This is a genomic window from Haloferax gibbonsii, from assembly GCF_001190965.1.
Classification (GTDB): Archaea; Halobacteriota; Halobacteria; order Halobacteriales; family Haloferacaceae; genus Haloferax; species Haloferax gibbonsii.
Map to the genome: position 1 here is coordinate 925,405 of NZ_CP011947.1, position 15,779 is coordinate 941,183.

General features: G+C 69.7%; 16 protein-coding genes. 7 read left to right on the top strand and 9 right to left on the bottom strand.

Going from position 1 to position 15,779, the window contains the following annotated elements:
- Window positions 1-12: 12 nt before the first annotated feature.
- Window positions 13-669 carry a DUF7546 family protein gene (locus ABY42_RS04880; protein WP_050458845.1) on the bottom strand — a complete coding sequence of 219 codons (657 nt, stop codon included), beginning with the start codon at window positions 667-669 and terminating at the stop codon, window positions 13-15.
- Window positions 670-693: 24 nt separating this feature from the next.
- Complete coding sequence (locus tag ABY42_RS04885; RefSeq protein WP_050459892.1) at window positions 694-2,100, bottom strand: heme o synthase; 1,407 nt, start codon at window positions 2,098-2,100, stop codon at window positions 694-696.
- Window positions 2,101-2,262: 162 nt separating this feature from the next.
- Here ABY42_RS04885 and coxB point away from each other — a divergent pair, with 162 nt between their 5' ends.
- Window positions 2,263-3,024, top strand: a complete 762-nt coding sequence (gene coxB, locus ABY42_RS04890) for a cytochrome c oxidase subunit II (RefSeq protein WP_004977602.1) — start codon at window positions 2,263-2,265, stop codon at window positions 3,022-3,024.
- 127 nt (window positions 3,025-3,151) lie between these two features.
- Here the strand turns inward: coxB and ABY42_RS04895 are convergent, their stop codons facing one another.
- Window positions 3,152-3,580 carry an adenylyltransferase/cytidyltransferase family protein gene (locus tag ABY42_RS04895; protein WP_004977601.1) on the bottom strand — a complete coding sequence of 143 codons (429 nt, stop codon included), beginning with the start codon at window positions 3,578-3,580 and terminating at the stop codon, window positions 3,152-3,154.
- Complete coding sequence (locus tag ABY42_RS04900; RefSeq protein WP_004977600.1) at window positions 3,577-4,062, bottom strand: Mov34/MPN/PAD-1 family protein; 486 nt, start codon at window positions 4,060-4,062, stop codon at window positions 3,577-3,579. Before ABY42_RS04900 ends, ABY42_RS04895 begins: the two co-directional genes overlap by 4 nt.
- A gap of 102 nt (window positions 4,063-4,164) precedes the next feature.
- On the opposite strand from ABY42_RS04900, the gene ABY42_RS04905 reads away from it, so the two are divergent.
- Complete coding sequence (locus ABY42_RS04905) at window positions 4,165-5,019, top strand: fructosamine kinase family protein (protein WP_050458846.1); 855 nt, start codon at window positions 4,165-4,167, stop codon at window positions 5,017-5,019.
- 105 nt (window positions 5,020-5,124) lie between these two features.
- On the top strand, window positions 5,125-7,026 hold the full coding sequence (locus ABY42_RS04910) for a DHH family phosphoesterase (RefSeq protein WP_050458847.1): 1,902 nt from the start codon (window positions 5,125-5,127) through the stop codon (window positions 7,024-7,026).
- A gap of 32 nt (window positions 7,027-7,058) precedes the next feature.
- On the opposite strand, the gene ABY42_RS04915 is transcribed toward ABY42_RS04910, so the two are convergent.
- Together ABY42_RS04915 and ABY42_RS04920 are read right to left on the bottom strand one after the other, a co-directional pair.
- Window positions 7,059-8,738 carry a phospholipase D-like domain-containing protein gene (locus tag ABY42_RS04915; protein ID WP_050458848.1) on the bottom strand — a complete coding sequence of 560 codons (1,680 nt, stop codon included), beginning with the start codon at window positions 8,736-8,738 and terminating at the stop codon, window positions 7,059-7,061.
- A 126-nt stretch (window positions 8,739-8,864) separates the two neighbouring features.
- A complete protein-coding gene (locus ABY42_RS04920; RefSeq protein WP_050458849.1) occupies window positions 8,865-10,124 on the bottom strand; it encodes a HEAT repeat domain-containing protein in 1,260 nt (419 codons plus the stop codon).
- Between the two features lie 118 nt (window positions 10,125-10,242).
- Between ABY42_RS04920 and ABY42_RS04925 the strand changes: the two genes are divergently transcribed.
- The 3 genes from ABY42_RS04925 (at window position 10,243) to ABY42_RS04935 (ending at window position 13,056) form a co-directional block, all read left to right on the top strand.
- The gene (locus ABY42_RS04925; protein WP_050458850.1) at window positions 10,243-11,007 is read left to right on the top strand and encodes a carbon-nitrogen hydrolase family protein; all 765 of its coding nucleotides are present in this window, start codon (window positions 10,243-10,245) and stop codon (window positions 11,005-11,007) included.
- Between the two features lie 63 nt (window positions 11,008-11,070).
- Complete coding sequence (locus ABY42_RS04930; protein WP_050458851.1) at window positions 11,071-12,159, top strand: NADH:flavin oxidoreductase/NADH oxidase; 1,089 nt, start codon at window positions 11,071-11,073, stop codon at window positions 12,157-12,159.
- A gap of 81 nt (window positions 12,160-12,240) precedes the next feature.
- The gene (locus ABY42_RS04935; protein WP_050458852.1) at window positions 12,241-13,056 is read left to right on the top strand and encodes a DUF7547 family protein; all 816 of its coding nucleotides are present in this window, start codon (window positions 12,241-12,243) and stop codon (window positions 13,054-13,056) included.
- Between the two features lie 39 nt (window positions 13,057-13,095).
- On the opposite strand, the gene ABY42_RS04940 is transcribed toward ABY42_RS04935, so the two are convergent.
- Genes ABY42_RS04940 through ABY42_RS04950 form a run of 3 tightly spaced genes read right to left on the bottom strand, consistent with a single transcriptional unit; the run spans window position 13,096 to window position 15,132 of the window.
- Window positions 13,096-13,563, bottom strand: a complete 468-nt coding sequence (locus ABY42_RS04940) for a hypothetical protein (protein ID WP_050458853.1) — start codon at window positions 13,561-13,563, stop codon at window positions 13,096-13,098.
- 40 nt (window positions 13,564-13,603) lie between these two features.
- Window positions 13,604-13,981 carry an OB-fold domain-containing protein gene (locus ABY42_RS04945; RefSeq protein ID WP_004977590.1) on the bottom strand — a complete coding sequence of 126 codons (378 nt, stop codon included), beginning with the start codon at window positions 13,979-13,981 and terminating at the stop codon, window positions 13,604-13,606.
- Window positions 13,981-15,132 carry a thiolase family protein gene (locus ABY42_RS04950; protein WP_004977589.1) on the bottom strand — a complete coding sequence of 384 codons (1,152 nt, stop codon included), beginning with the start codon at window positions 15,130-15,132 and terminating at the stop codon, window positions 13,981-13,983. Before ABY42_RS04950 ends, ABY42_RS04945 begins: the two co-directional genes overlap by 1 nt.
- A gap of 93 nt (window positions 15,133-15,225) precedes the next feature.
- Here ABY42_RS04950 and ABY42_RS04955 point away from each other — a divergent pair, with 93 nt between their 5' ends.
- Window positions 15,226-15,639: a DUF7548 family protein gene (locus tag ABY42_RS04955; RefSeq protein ID WP_004977588.1), complete on the top strand. Its 414-nt coding sequence runs from the start codon at window positions 15,226-15,228 to the stop codon at window positions 15,637-15,639.
- Window positions 15,640-15,779: the final 140 nt, after the last annotated feature.

Here is a 15,779-nt window from a genome sequence, read left to right on the forward strand (position 1 = left end):
CGACCGCGACTGTCACTTCCCGAAGCCGGGCCGCCACCGGAGCAAGACGACGGTGACGAGAAAGACCAGCGTCGAGAGGTCGTACGAGAGCGTCGTCACGGTCGCCGCGATGGCCGTCCCGCCGCCGAAGACGCTCGTGGCGACCGAGGCGAGAATGGGCCACGAACACGAGACGCAGGAGAACAGGCCGACGACCCCGGAGACGGCCGCGCCCGCCGCCTCGACGACCGTGTCGTAGACGAGGAACGCGAGCGCCGCGTAGCCGACCACGCGCGCCGGCATGAGGACGAGGTTGAACAGGTCGCCGCCGTAGACGAGCGCCGGACCCCACCCCGGCGGGAGGAAGGCGACCCGAAGGCCGTCGGTCCCGCCCGGCACGGGCGAGGTGACGAGGCCGCCGGCGACCGCCAACAGCGCGAAGTAACCGACCGCGACGGCGGCCGCCTTGCGCTTCGTCGCGGCCGAGGCCGGTGTCACGTCGGTGTCGAACATGACCCAGAGGCCGACGATGACCCACGCGACGCCGTAGAGCGCGTACCGCGGCGCGCCGACGCTCGCCTCGGTGAAAAGCAGGTAGACGAACGCCAGAATCAGCGTCGTGTTCACGGCGAAGGCGGCGCGGAGCAGACTGGCCCGCGAGGGGCGGGGAAGTGCGGATGCGGTTGCCATGTGTGGGGGAGTAGCGGTCGGGGCTCAGAGCGCGAGCGTGTCGACGACGATGGCGAGGAGCAGCATGCCGAGGTAGGCGTTCGAGGCGTGGAACGCCCGGAACGCGGCGGTGTCGTCGCGCTCGTAGTGCAGGCGCACGACGAAGTAGAGGAACGTGCCGCCGAAGAGGATGCTCGTCACGAGGTAGACGACCCCGAGGGCGTCCATGACCGCGAGGCCGGCCGCGGCGACGAGCGTCGCGCCGAGCCACCAGAGGATGTGCTTTCGCGTCTCGGTCTCCCCGCGGACGACGGGCATCATCGGGAAGCCGCCGCGGGCGTAGTCGTCCTTGTAGGCCAGCGCGAGGTTGTAGAAGTGCGCGGGCGTCCACAGGAAGATGACCACGGCGAGGACGACGCCCCCGAGGCCGATGTCGCCGGTGACGGCGACCCAGCCGATGAGCGCCGGAAGCGCGCCGGCCGCGCCGCCGATGACGGTGTTCTGGACCGTGTTTGGCTTCAGGATGAGCGTGTAGACGACGCTGTAGAAGGCGATGGCGACGACGCCGAGGACGGCCGCGAGCCAGTTGACAGACGCGAACAGCGCAACCGACGCGACCGTCAGGAGCAGGCCGAACGCGACGGCGTTGCGGACGGGGACGAGGTCGACCGCGAGCGGCCGGTCGCTGGTCCGCTGCATCCGGCGGTCCACGTCGCGTTCGAGGACGTGGTTGAACGTGCCGGATGCGCCGATAGAGAGGACGCCGCCGCCGAGCGTCGCCGCGATGACCTCGGGCGTGAGGCCGGGCGAGACGGTGCCGGCGAGCGCCATCGCCGCCGACGCGACGAGACAGAGGAGCCACATCAGCCGCGGCTTCATGAGCCGGAAGTACGCGTTGACCGTCGCCTTCGCGCGGGCGATGGGCTCGGTCGGGACGGGCGGTCGCTCGCCGTCGTCGGTCGGGGGACTCATCGAGGGGGTGCCGACCGGCGCGTCGTCGGGGTCGCCGGTGGCCGCTTCGAGCGTCCACGCGAGCGCGGCGACGAGGCCGCCGAAGATGACCATCCCGAGAACCAAGTGGAGCGTCGAGAGCGCGGGGCCGACGCCGACGGTGGCGACGACCGCGCCGAGACCGGCCTGCGCCGGGTAGAGCACCGCCGACGCGGTGACGGTCGCTCTCACGCGGCGGGACGTGTCGGTCCGCCACGCCGAGACGAGCGTGGCGAGCGTGAGGAGACCGACGAGGACGGCCGCGACGCGGTGGCCGAGGGCGACCCAGCCGTCGAGCGTCGCGGGGAGCGAAAAGCCGTCTCCGCACGCGGGCCAGGCGCTACACGCGGCGGTCGCGTCCGTGAGCGCGGTCGTCGCGCCGACGATGAGCAGCAGATAGACGCCCATCGCGGTCGCGGCGAGCAGGCCGTGGAACGTGTTCGAATCGCGATTCGTGGCCACGAAATTCACCTACGGGCCTGTTGGGCCGTCCCGTATTTAGGACCCGCGCTTTTCCGCCTCGCGTTCGGGTGCCGCTCCCCCCGATATGGCGGGGGCGGGTTGATAAACGGCGGGCCGAGAGTCGGTATGCATTTATGCGGTTGTTCCTAAGTCTCGCTCAGCATGAGAAAGACGCGTTTCGCGCTCGCGTCCCTGCTCGCGACGGTCGTGATGGCGCTCGTTGCCACCCCCGCCGCCGCGCAGGCGTCCGCCACGTCGGAACTTATCAATCAGCTCAACGGGAAGCTGCTGTACGTCGCTATCCCGATTACCGTGCTGGTGGAGGTCATCCTCCTCTACACGGTCATCAAGTTCCGCAACAGCGAGCGCGCACTGCCGACCAAGGAGAACCGCCGGCTCGAAATCACGTGGACCATCGCGACAGCGATTATCCTGCTTTTCGTCGGCGTCGCCTCCTACGGCGTGCTGGCCAACGAAAACGTCACGCACCAGGGCAACGACATCGCCATGGACGACGACCCGGTCGTCGTCACGGCCGAGGCCTACCAGTGGGGCTGGAACATGTACTACCCCGAGGAGGGCAACTTCACGTCCGGCAACGAGATTGTCATCCCCAAGGACCGCCCGGTCTACTTCCAGGTGACCGCAACGGACGTGATACATGGATTCCACGTCCCTAAACTCGGCCTCAAGCAGGACGCGATGCCGGGTTCGACGAACACCATCAAGACCGTCGCCTACGAGGAAGGCACCTACCAGGGCTACTGTACTGAGTACTGCGGCGTCGCGCACTCTCAGATGTACTTCACCGTCGAAGTCGTCTCGCAGGAAGAGTACCAGAACTGGCTCGACGAGCAGCAGTCGGCCAACAGCGAGTCGTCGTCCGGCGGCTCGAACTCGACCGCGACGAACTCCACGCAGTAACGGACCTCCCTTCTCTTTCGACGCACCACGCCGAGTGACGACGCTCGCGCTCGTCGCGTTCGGCCGTCGGAGAATGCTTCGAAACGTCGGAATCGAATCGGGTCGTGCCTCGAAGGCGGGCGAGGTCTCAGCAGCGCCGCTCGACGATGCGGTCGATGATGCGGCCCGTCGAGAGGAGTTCGTCGTCGTGGCGCTGCTCGCGCGGCGTCGCGCGCGTGACCTCGCAGTCGATACCGCGGGCGTCGAGGGCGGCTTTGATGCCCGCCTCGTCGTGGTGTTGGTCGTAGCCGAGGACGATGACGTCGGGGTCGATTTTCTCGATAGGGACGAAGATGTCCTCGGCGTGGCCGAGGTGGGCCTCGTCGACCACGTCGAGCGCGGCGACCATGTCGCGGCGCTGGCGGTCGTCGAGTATCGGCTTCGGCTTGTGCGTCACGTTCTCGCCGCGGGCGATGATGACGTGGAGTTCGTCGCCGAGCGACGCGGCGTCAGACAGGTAGTGGACGTGGCCGGGGTGGAGGATGTCGAAGGTCCCCTGGGCGATGACCCGTCTCATCGGTCCAACTCCGCGTCGATGTCGTCCTGCGTGAAGTCGAAGAACGATTCGGGGTCGGGGAGGTCGACGTCGAGCACGTCGAGGTCGCGAACCTCGCCCGACTGGTCGAACGCCTCCCAGTCATCGAGGCCGTAGGGCGCGCCGATGATGATGTGGACCCGGCCGCTCCCGAAGGTGTCGAGGTCGGCGTCGCTCGGTCGGAGGACGCCGTTCGGGTGCGAGTGAATCGACCCGACGGCGCGGAAGTCGTTCGGCACGAGGTCGTTCCTGACGGTCGCGCTGTAGGGGTCCGAGACGGTCCCCGGGATGATGAGCACGTCCGTCACGACGTAGCCGTCGCGGTCGACGCCGAGTCGGCGGGCGTCCTCGCCGCGGAGGAGTCCCATGTACTCGTTCGGATGCGTCTCCGCAGAGGCTTCGAGCGCGAAGTCGAGGGCGTCGGCGGCGATGCCGACGACCTCCCGCGACCGGAAGAGTCGCATACCGAACCGTCCGCGGGCGCTCCATCTAAGGGTTCCGGAACGCCGAGTCGGTCGCCGGAACGGAACCGCCATACTGAGGTCGGCGCTCGCCCAAACTCGGGTGTGACGCTCGATTCCGACCTCGTCGCCCGAGCGACGAACGCGCTCTCCGCGGACGCGCCGCCGACCGCGACGACCGAGCTCGACGGCGGGCACGTCGGGCGCGTCTACCGTCTCGACTTCGACGGGCGCGACCCCGTCGTCGCCAAGGTCGGCGACACGCCGCTCGACGTGGAGGCCGCGATGCTCGACTCGCTCGGTTCCGCCGGGCTCCCGGTCCCCGCGGTCCACCACGCCGACCCCGACCTGCTCGTCCTCGACTACGTCGAGGGTTCGTCCGAGTTGACCCCCGCCGCCGAGCGCGACCTCGCGGCCCACCTCGCCGCGCTCCACGAGACGACCGCGCCGGCGTTCGGCTTCCCCTACGACACGCTCTCCGGCCCGTACCGCCAGCCGAACCCGTGGACCGACTCGTGGGTCGAGTTCTTCCGCGACCAGCGCCTCCTCCCGTGGACCGATGCGGCGCTCGATTCGGGACTCCCGGACGCGACCGCCGAGCGAATCGAGTCGGTCGCGGGCGACCTCGACGCGCTCCTCGTCGAGCCGGCGGCACCCCGACTCGTCCACGGCGACGTCTGGGGCGCGAACCTCCGCGTCCGCGACGACCGCGTCGTCGCCTTCCTCGACCCGGCGTGTTACTACGGCCACCCCGAGGTCGAACTCGCCTACATCGACTGGTTCGACGCCGCCGGCGACGATTTCTTCGACGCCTACGACGAGTCCCGACCCATCGCCGACGGCTTCTTCGAGGAGCGCTCGCCCGTCTACGCGCTGTTTCCCCTCCTCGAACACGTCCGCGTCTTCGGACGAGACTACGTCCCGTCGGTCGAAGACGCGCTTGACGAACTCGGGTACTGACGCCCGGGTCCCCGCAGTTTTCGGGGCGAATCGAGTCGTGGGAACCGGTCGCGCACGTGAGATGCTTTTGTAAAGCTTAACACTACCCCCTGACCTAGCGGGACCATGAGCGACGAGCACGCCGGGGATTCCGGCGACGACTCGGGTCCGAATTCGGACGCACGACCTATCGTCTACGATCTCGCACCGAACTGTACCGCCGACGACGTCGAGACCGACGCCTACTACCACGCCGTCGTCAACGGCGTCGTGGAGTACGGCATCTTCGTCGACATCTCCGACTCCGTCTCCGGTCTCATCCACGAGTCCAACCTCTCGACCGACTACGAGGTCGGCGACCGATTGGTCGTCCGCCTCGAATCCGTCCGAGAGAACGGCGACATCGCGTTCGCCGAGGAAACGCCCGACGACTACCGCACCCTGACCATCGACCACGAGCCGACCATCACGCCTATCTCCGACCTTACAGTCGGCGATTCGGTCACCGTCGAGGGCGTCGTCACGCAGATTAAACAGACCGGTGGCCCGACGGTCTTCCGCATCGCCGACGACTCCGGCATCGTCGCGGCCGCCGCCTTCGAGGAGGCCGGCGTCCGCGCGTTCCCCGAAGTCGACCTCGACGACGTGGTCCGCATGGCCGGCACCGTCGAAGACCACGAGGGAACCCGCCAGCTCGAAGTCGACGGGCTGACCGTTCTCGACGACGAGACCGCGGCCGACGCCCGCCAGCGCATCGACGCCGCGCTCGACGAGCGCGCCGAGCCCGAGCCGGTCGAACCGCTCGTGGAGTGGCCGGCGTTCGAGAAGCTCCGCGGCGACCTCGAAGACGTGGCGCGCCTGCTCCGCCGGACGGTCCTCGAAGGCCGCCCGATTCGCGTCCGCCACCACGCCGACGGCGACGGCATGTGCGCGTCCGTTCCGGTCCAGCTGGCCCTCGAACGCCTCATCACCGAGGTCCACGACGACCCCGACGCGCCGCGTCACCTGTTCAAGCGCCTGCCGAGCAAGGCCCCGTTCTACGAGATGGAGGACGTGACCCGCGACCTGAACTTCGCGCTCGAAGGCCGCGCCCGCCACGGTCAGCGGCTCCCCTTCCTGCTCATGCTCGACAACGGGTCGACCGAGGAGGACGTGCCCGCCTACGAGAACCTCGCGCACTACGACGTGCCCATCGCCGTCGTCGACCACCACCACCCCGACCCCGAGGCGGTCAACCCCCTCCTCGACGCGCACGTCAACCCGTACCTCCACGACGAGGACTACCGCATCACGACCGGCATGATGTGCGTCGAACTCGCGCGGATGATTCACCCCGACGTGACCGACGAACTGCGTCACGTCCCCGCAGTCGCCGGGCTGTCGGACCGCTCGAAGGCGGAGGTCATGGACAACTACATCGCGCTCGCCGAGGACGAGGGCTACGATCGCGAACAGCTCCTCGACGTGGGCGAGGCGCTCGACTACGCCGCCCACTGGCTGCGCTACAACGACGGCGCGTCCATCGTCAACGACGTGCTCAACGTCGGCTGCGACGACGAGGAGCGACACCGCGAGCTCGTCGAGTTCCTCTCGACGCGCGCCGAGCGCGACGTGGACCGTCAGCTCGAAGCGGCCGAACCGCACCTCGAACACGAGCGCCTCGACAGCGGGGCCAACCTCTACCGCATCGACCTCGACAAGTGGGCCCACCGCTTTACCTACCCCGCGCCGGGCAAAACCACGGGCAAGCTCCACGACCGCAAGGTCCAGGAGACGGGCGAGCCGGTCATCACCATCGGCTACGGTCCCGACTTCGCCGTCCTCCGCTCCGACGGCGTCCGCCTCGACATCCCGCGGATGGTCGCCGAACTGAACGAGGAGGTCGTCGGGGGCGGCGTCTCCGGCGGCGGCCACCTCGTCGTCGGCTCCATCAAGTTCGTCAGCGGCATGCGCGAGGAGGTCATCGACAGCCTCGTCGAGAAGATGGCCGAAGCCGACATCGACGAAGAGCTGTCGACGACGGCGTAAGGTCGCAGTCGCGGCTCACGCGGACACTTATTTTATTCTTCGAACTCCAGTCGCCTGAGCGCCGCGACTCCGACGACGACCGCGAGGGCGGCCGCGGCGACGAGCCCCGGCTTCGACTCCGCCCCGCGCCCGCTCGCCCGCCAGTCCGCCGCGAACGCCCCGCGGAAGTACGCCGCCGCGGCCGGGTCCGACAGCGCGAGGACGACTTCGCGGTTCTCGCGGGCCGAGTGGCGGTTCCAGTTGAGACTGCCGACGAGCGCGGTGTCGTCGGCGACGACGCCCTTCGCGTGAATCGCGCCGTACCGGCCGCCGGGTCGCGCGAGGCGGACCGAAAGCGGCGTTCCGGTCCTGTCGGCCCACTCGTTCAACCGCTCCGCGAGCGCGCGGTTTTCCTCCTCCACGTACCACGCGCTTCCGAGGAGGAGCCGAACGCGGACGCCGCGGTCGGCGGCGCGCTTGAGCGCGCGGACGAACGGCCCGTCCGCTTCGACGGTCGGCTGTAACACGTCGATTCGGGCGTCGGCGGCGTCGAGTCGAGAGACGACCGCGGACTCGGCGTTGTCGGGCGCGCGGAGGACGGCGATGCGGTCGACTCGAACGGACTCGGGGGCGATGCGCGAGGGGTACGAGCTGTTCGCCGACTCGGTGCGGACGAACGACCGGCCGACCCGGTACGTCTCCCACGGGGCCGTCCCCGGGAGCGACGCGTCGTCAGCGAAGGTGGCCGCGAGGTCGGCCGCGACGCTCGGCGAGCGCGCGACGACGCCCCAGCCGCGGCTCTTTCGCCCGCCGGTCCCGGCCGGTTTCCAGTTCTCGGTCATCACGAGCGCCGCGTCGTCGACGACGGCGTACTTCGGGTGGTGAAACGAGTGCGGGTCGCCGACGACGCGGACCGAGACGCCGGCGTCGACGAGGCGGTCGAGGACCCGCGCCGACCGCCGCGGAAAGCCGCCGACCGGGCTGTCTTCGACCAGCACCGACACGGCGACGCCGCGCTCGCGGGCGGCGACGAGTTCGTCGGCGACGCGCGCGGAGGAGACGACGTAGCCGGCGAGCAGAATCCGCTCGTCGGCGGACCGGAGCGTCGAGACCGGGCGCTCGGGCGAGTCGGGAAGGACGAACAGCGTCGCGTTCGCGGGGCCGTGGGTCGCGACGCCCCGTCGGGGGAGGGACCGTGGCCACCACGACCACGCGCCGTCCCGGCGTTCGAGGAGCGCGCCCTCGCGGCTCCGGTCGTAGGTAAGGCGGTCGGCGACGACGCCGTTTCCGCCTTCGATGGCGGCGCTGGCGCTCCCCTCGTAGCCGCCGTCACCGACGACGCGGAGCGTGACCGTCTCGCCACCGTTGGCGAGGCCGAGGCCGGGCGCGACGACGGGGAAGTCGGTCAGGTTCGCCGCCGCGTTCGGGTCGGCGGCGACGGCGACCGTCCCGCCGGGTGCGGCGAACGAGACGGTGTCTTCGCCGTCGGACAGCGAGAGTTCGGTTCCCGCGGGCGCGGCGACGGCGACGAACTCCCCGCGGTCGCCGGGCGTCGCCGGGTCGGGCAGCGCGGAGACGATTCGAGGGCCGCCGGACGCCGACGAGTCGGCGGGCGTGGGCGAGTCGGTCGCGTTCGTCGCGCCCGGCGCGGCCGCTATCGGCGCGGGAACGACGGCCGCGAGCAGGACCACGAGCGAGGCGGCGAGCGCGGCGACGAGAGCGCGACGGGACACACCCCGCGGTGGTCGCGTCACCCTACAAAAACGTTCGCGACCGGTGGCTCAGCGCGAGCGGTTTCGAGAGAAAGAACACGAGAGGAGAACCACAGAACCGCGAGGGTGTCGCGTCGTCGTGCGGCCTCAGACGGTCGCTTCGGCTTCGACGTCGTCGCCGAGGAACTCGGCGGCGAGTTCGGCCTCGCGCTGGACGAGGAACGAGCGGTCGTCGACGTAGCCGGCGGCCGCTTCGAGCGCGTCTTCCGTGCCGATCTGTCGGAGCGCCCACGCGGCGCTGGCGCGGACGGAGTCCACGTCGTCGTCGGCGGCGACGTCCGAGAGCGGTTCGACGGCGCGGGTGTCGCCGATGAGACCGAGCGCGCGCGCGGCGGCCGAGCGGACGTTGTCGTTCTCGGTGACGAGTTTGTTCGCGATGGGCTGGGTCGCCTCCTCGGAGCCGATTTCGCCGAGCGCCTTGAACACGACCTTCTGGAGCGCGGGGTCGCTGTCGGTGTCGACGTAGTCGACGAGCATCTCGACGCCCTCCTCGGCCGCCATCTTGCCGATGGCCTTGATGACGCCCTTGTCGCGGCGCTTGGCCTGCCCCTCGATGGTCTCGTAGGCGCTGTCGTCGTTCATCCGCGTGAACGCCTCGATGCAGTACTCCTGCATGAAGTCGGACTGGAAGCTCTCGAAGGCGAGCGCGATCATCTCGACGTTGCCGCGCTTTTCGTGTTCCTTCAGCGCCGACAGCTCCGGCGGGTAGTCCTTGTAGTGGCCGAGCACGTCGTAGAAGCCCTGCACTTGGAGCTTCTCTCGCGTTTCGAGGTCGTCCCACTCCTGGGCGTCGTCGAGGCCGTCCGCGAGGCCGTCGGCGACCTCGATGAGGTCCGCGATGGTCTCCGCGTCCTCGTCGGCGTCGAGGTCGGCGGCTTCGACGGCCGCGATGGCGTCGTCGACGGCGGCGGTCAGCGCGTCCTCGTCGTCGCCGTCGACCGAGACGCCCGCGTCGAGCACGCCGTTGAACTCGTCGGCGAACGTCTCGACCGCGGCGACGATTTCGCCTTCGCCCTGCTCGGTCCACCGGGTGTCCGCGATGGTGGACTTGGCCTCTTCGAGCGTCTCGACGGCGTCTTCGGCGTAGGGACCGCGCTGGGATTCGAGTTCGTCGCGCAGGTCGGACAGGCGCGATTCGAGTTCCTCGGCGGGGTCGTCCTCGTCTTCGTCGTCCGGTTCGGGCAGGTCCGCGGCCTCCACGTCGGCCTCGATGTCGTCGAGCGTGGCCTCGACCTCGTCGAGGTCGGCTTCGGTCTCGGCCGCCTCGAGAGCCTCCTCGGCCTCGGTCAGGCGCTCGTCGAAGCTCTCGGGCGAGAGTTCTGTCGTATCGTCGTCCCCGTCACTCATATGCCGGAAGTCCGTTCGACTGTAAAAAGAGCGTTTCCCTTCGCTTCGCGTCTCCGGGTGGCACCGACCGCCGATTCCATCCGGGCCACTTTTTCGCGGCCCGTCCGTTCCTCCGAGCGTGACCGGTCCAACCATCGCCGTGCCACAGCGCGCGGCGTTCGACCTCGACCCGGCGCGAAACGAGGCTGACGTGCGCGCCCGCGTCGCCGACCTCCCCGAGTCGGTCGACATCGCGCTGTTCTCCGAGTACGCGCTCACGGGCTTCGTCGCGGACAACCGCGCCTTCAGCGGTGCAATCTCGCGGGAGCGCGCGACCGACTTCCTCGCGTCCGTCGCCGCCGACAACGAACTCGACGTGCTCGCGGGCTACCTCGAACGCGACGGCGAGACGCTCTACAACGCGGCCGCATACGTCCGTCCCGACGGCTCCGCCGCGGTCTACCGAAAGCGACACCTCTGGGGCGGCGAATCCGAGGTCGTCACGCCGGGCGACGAACTCGTCGTCACGGACACGCCCGCCGGACGGACGGGACTGCTCACCTGCTACGACCTGAACTTCGTCGGCGACAGCGCCGCGCTGACCGACGAGCGAATCGACGCCCTGTTCGTCGTCGGCGCGTGGCCCGCCGCCCACTCGACGAACTGGCGACTGCTCTGTCGCGCCCGCGCCCTCGACGGGGTGCGGTGGCTCGTCGGCGCGAACCGGACGGGGAGCGGAACGGTCTCCGGCTCCGCGGGCTCGGAGTACGCGGGACGCTCGCTCGTCGTCAGACCCGACGGCGTCGTCGCGGCGGCGCTGAACCGCGGCGAGCGCGACCTCGTCTGGACGCTCGACCGCGACCTGCTCGCCGAACAGCGCGCGTTCGTCGGGTCGGTGGAGTAGCCGAAACCGGACTGCATCACCGGAACCGAGGGGGGTTTTTCCGACCCCGCCCAATCGGGGTCGATGACGGACACGCTCTTTACGCCGCTTTCGCTCCGCGACACCGAGGTTCGGAACCGAATCATGGTCTCGCCGATGTGCCAGTACTCCTCGACTGACGGGTTCGCCGAGGACTGGCATCTCGTCCACCTCGGGAGCCGCGCCGTCGGCGGCGCGGGCATCGTCATGTCCGAGGCGACGGCCGTCTCCCCGGAGGGTCGCATCTCGCCGAACGACCTCGGCATCTGGTCGGACGACCACGTCGAGAAGCTCCGGCAGATAACCTCGTTCGTCTCGTCGATGGGGAGCGTACCGGCAATCCAACTCGCCCACGCGGGCCGGAAGGCGAGCAAGTCCCGGCCGTGGGAGGGGAGCGAGCCGGTCGCGCCCGAAGACGGCGGGTGGACCACCGTCGCCCCCAGCGACGTGCCGTGGCCCTACGAGGGCGAGGCCCCGCCGCTCCGGAAGCTCTCGACCGACGGAATCGACGGCGTCGTCGACGACTTCCGCGCCGCGGCCGAGCGCGCCCTCGACGCCGGCTTCGAAATCGCCGAGGTCCACGCGGCCCACGGCTACCTCCTCCACGAGTTCCTCTCGCCGGTCACGAACCGCCGCGACGACGAGTACGGCGGCTCCTTCGAGAACCGGACGCGGCTCCTCCGCGAGGTCACGGAAGCGGTCCGCGAGGTCTGGCCCGACGACAAGCCCGTCTTCGTCCGCATCTCCGCGACCGACTGGCTGAACGACCGCGAGTCGTGGGACATCGAGCAGTCGGTCCGCCTCGCGGCCGACCTCGACGACCTCGGCGTCGACCTCGTCGACGTGAGCGCCGGCGGCATCCACCCCGACCAGCGGATTCCGAACACCGGCCCCGGCTATCAGGTCCCCTTCGCCGAGGTCATCCGCGAGGAGACCGACGTGATGGTCGGCGCGGTCGGCGGTATCCGAACCGCGCGCCACGCCGACGAGGTCGTCAGCAACGGCCGGGCCGACCTCGCCATCGTCGGGCGCGAGTACCTCCGCGACCCGTACTTCGCGCTCCACGCCGCCGAGGAACTCGACGCCGACGCGGCGTGGCCGCCGCAGTACCAGCGCGCCGTCCCGCGCCGGTAGGGTACCGACCCCGACCCGCGCGGGTCCGCCACCCCTCGAATCCCTCGAACGCTTATCCCCGCGGCGGTCCAACCGTGGGCCATGAGCGACCGACGACGCGACGACGACATCCTCGACTTACTCGACGAACTCGGGGACACGCTCGACGAACTCGGCGCGGAACTCCGCGAGGAGCGCGACCGCGGTCGCGGCCGCGACCGACGCGGCTACGGCGACGACCGCTTTCGGCCCCCGCGTCCGCCGACGTTCGGCGAGGTACTGCGATTCACCGAGTCGTACACCATCCCGACGGTCATCGCCGTCCTCGAAGCGACCATCGCCTCCCTCGAACTCCTCCGCCGTCTCATGCGGCTGTCCGACCCCGGCCGCGCGATGGAAGACGCCAGAAGCGAGACGGAGTCCCGGATGCGGAACGTCCCGAAGAGCGCCGTCTCCGGCGTCGACCGCGCCCTCGACGAACTCAGAAACGCGCTGTCGGAGGCCGACCTGCCGACGAACCCCGAGGCGCGCGACGTGATGGACCGCGCCCGCTCGCTCGCCGACGAACTCGACGAGCGAATCACCGAGGCCGAGCGCGAGCGAACGACCCGAGAGCGTCGCTGGCGCGAGGACGAACGCACGTTCGAATCGGAGTGGCAACGGCGCGACGACGCCCGGCGTTCCCGCGACGAGGGCCGCGCCTCCAGCGACGCCGAGCCGATCGGCACGGGGCCGGTCCGAATCGACGTGACAGAGGAGGCCGACCCGGACGGCGGGGACGACGAGAGCGACGGGCCGAAGGTCGACGTCGACGCCGAACTGGAGTCGATTAAGCGCGAGGTGAAGGGCGGTGAGGCGGGCGACGACGACGGAGACGGGTCCGACGCCGATGCGGGCGACGAGCCGAGCGACCGCTGAGCGGCGGCACGCGCGCCCTCCGTGCGGAGCGATTCCCGGTTACCGCGCCGGTCGAACGTCCACGCGAACCACGTCGCCGACCCACGCCGCAAGCGCGAGGAGCGCGATACCCGCGCCGCCGGTCACGAGGACGGGCGTGAACTGCACGCCGTTGACGAGGACCAACAGCGCGAACAGCAGCGAGATGACGCCCACGAGCGCCAGCGCCGACGCCGCGCCGACGCGCCACCACGCGAGGCCGGTCGTCTTCGACTTCCCGCGGACGACACGGGAGACGCCCGCGGCGACGACGCCGAGGCCGACGAGATAGGCGGCGAAAAACAGGTCGTAGCCCGCGCCCGCGGAGCCGAACGCGACTTCGAGGGCGTCGAAGCCGACGATGAGCAGGTACGTCGGCAGTTGGAACGGTTGGAACTGGACGCCGTAGCCGAGGCCGTACAGCCCGGCCAACACCGCCGTGGCGACCGCCGCGTCGCGCGCGAAGGTGACGCCGCTGGTGCGGTTCATAGGCGAGATAGAAGGTGTAGTTATATCAACACTCGCCCGCTCAGAGCGGTTCGAAGCGGTAGCCGTCCCACTCCTGACTCGCGGGCTCGCGGATTCCCGCGCCGGGTTCGCGGAGTTCCTCGCAGTAGACCGGGCGGACCTCGTCGCCGATGTCGACGTCGTCCTCGCCGGTGACCTGCCCGATGGCGCGGACGGGTTCGCCGTCCACGTCGAACTCGACGATTGCGAGCGTGTTTGGCTGTCGGACGCCCGGCGGCGTCGCCGTGGAGGTGGTCCACGTCAGCACCGTCGCCGTGTAGTCGCTGAGGTCCACCGTGCCGACCGGTTCCTCGCCGCCGGGACCGACCGGGTGGCCGGGGTAGGTGATGCTCCCGTCGGGGTAGCGGTACGCCTCCATCGCGGGTTCGTCGTCGGACATTATCGGGACTCCATGATGGTCGTGGTCACGCAGTTGCCGAAGCCGCCGACGTTGCACGCGAGGCCCACGTCGGCGTCGACCTGCCGCTCGCCTGCGTCACCGATGAGCTGTTTGTAAATCTCGTACACCTGCGCGACGCCCGAGGCCCCGAGGGGGTGGCCCTTCGACTTCAGGCCGCCGGACGTGTTGATGGGAAGGTCGCCGTCGCGGTCGGTGACGCCCTCCTCGACCGCCTTCCAACCCTCGCCCTTCTCGAAGAAGCCGAGGTCCTCCGACTGGAGGAACTCGAGGATGGTGAACATGTCGTGGAGTTCGGCCACCTCGATGTCGTCGGGTTCGAGGTCGGCCATCTCGTAGGCGATTTCCGAGGAGTTGACGACGCCGCCCATCGTGGTCGGGTCGGCGCGCTCGTGGACGACGTGGGTATCGGTCGCGCCGCCGATGCCGGAGATGACGGCGTAGTCGTCGGTGTACTCGCGGGCGACCGACTCGGGGCAGAAGACGAGCGCCGCCGAGCCGTCGGTGATGGGACAGAAGTCGTAGAGGCGAAGCGGGTCGGCGACGACCGGCGAGTCCATGACGGTGTCGAGGTCGACCTCCTTGCGGAACTGGGCGTGGGGGTTGTCGACGCCGTTTTTGTGGTTCTTGACGGCGACCTTCCCGAGCGACTCCCGCGGGGCGTCGTAGGTGTCGAGGTAGAGCCGTGCGGTCAGCCCCGCGAAGGAGGGGAGCGTCACGCCGTGTTTGTACTCCACCGGGTGCGTCAGCGAGGCGATAACGTCGGTCGCCTCGGCGGTCGAGCGGTGGGTCATCTTCTCGCCGCCGACGAGCATCGTCATGTCGGACGCGCCGGAGGCGACCGACTGCCACGCGGCGTAGACGCCCGCGCCGCCGGACGAGGAGGTCTGGTCGATTCGGGCGGTGTAGGCGGGCATCGCCGCGAGGTCGTGGGCGAGGGCGTTCGGGACGCCCGTCTGGCCCTCGAACTCGCCGCTCGCCATGTTCGAGACGTAGAGGTGCTCGATTTCGTCGGGTGAGACGTCGGCGTCCGCGAGCGCGGCCTGTCCCGCTTCCGCGAGCAGTTCGCGAATCCACGCGTCTCGCTGCCCGAACTGGGTCATCGATGCACCGATAATCGCTACGCGGTCCATACGCGCACGTCGTCGCAGCGCGATTTAAAACCGGGCAATCCCTCGCCGGCACGTCTCAAACCGTTTATCAGTCGGTCGCCCGAACGACCGGCCATGGACGCCGAACGCCTCGCGCCGACCGTCGGAATCGTCGGCGCGCTGCTCCTCGCAATCGCCGTCGCGATTCCCGCCGTCGCCATCGAGGGTGGGGACGGACAGGTGGCCGCCTACTACGCCGCCGGTCCGGTCGGCATCTCCTTCGTCGGGATGCTCGCGCTCCTCGAAATCATCGTCTTCCTCTCCGGCGGACAGGAGCGGACCGACCCGGCGACGGCCGCCGGACTCGCCTTCGTCCTCTCGCTTTCGATGCTCGGCATCGCCGCGCTGTGGTCGTTCTCCATCGACCCGACGCTCCTGTTCAGCTTCGACCAGCAGTACTCGTGGCTCACCTACCACCGCTGGTCGGTCGTGGCCGCCGCGTTCGTCACCTTCGTCGGCGGCGCGTGGTACGCCCGCGGCGTGTTGTAAGCCGGCGTCGGCGGTGCCGGTGTCGACGCCGGTATTGACTCGTTTTCTCGCGCTCCGCTCTCGGAGCGCCGCGTCGAATCACCCCGACGGTGTCCCTCGATTTCACCGCACCCGAGTCGAAAGGCCCTTAACAGTCGATG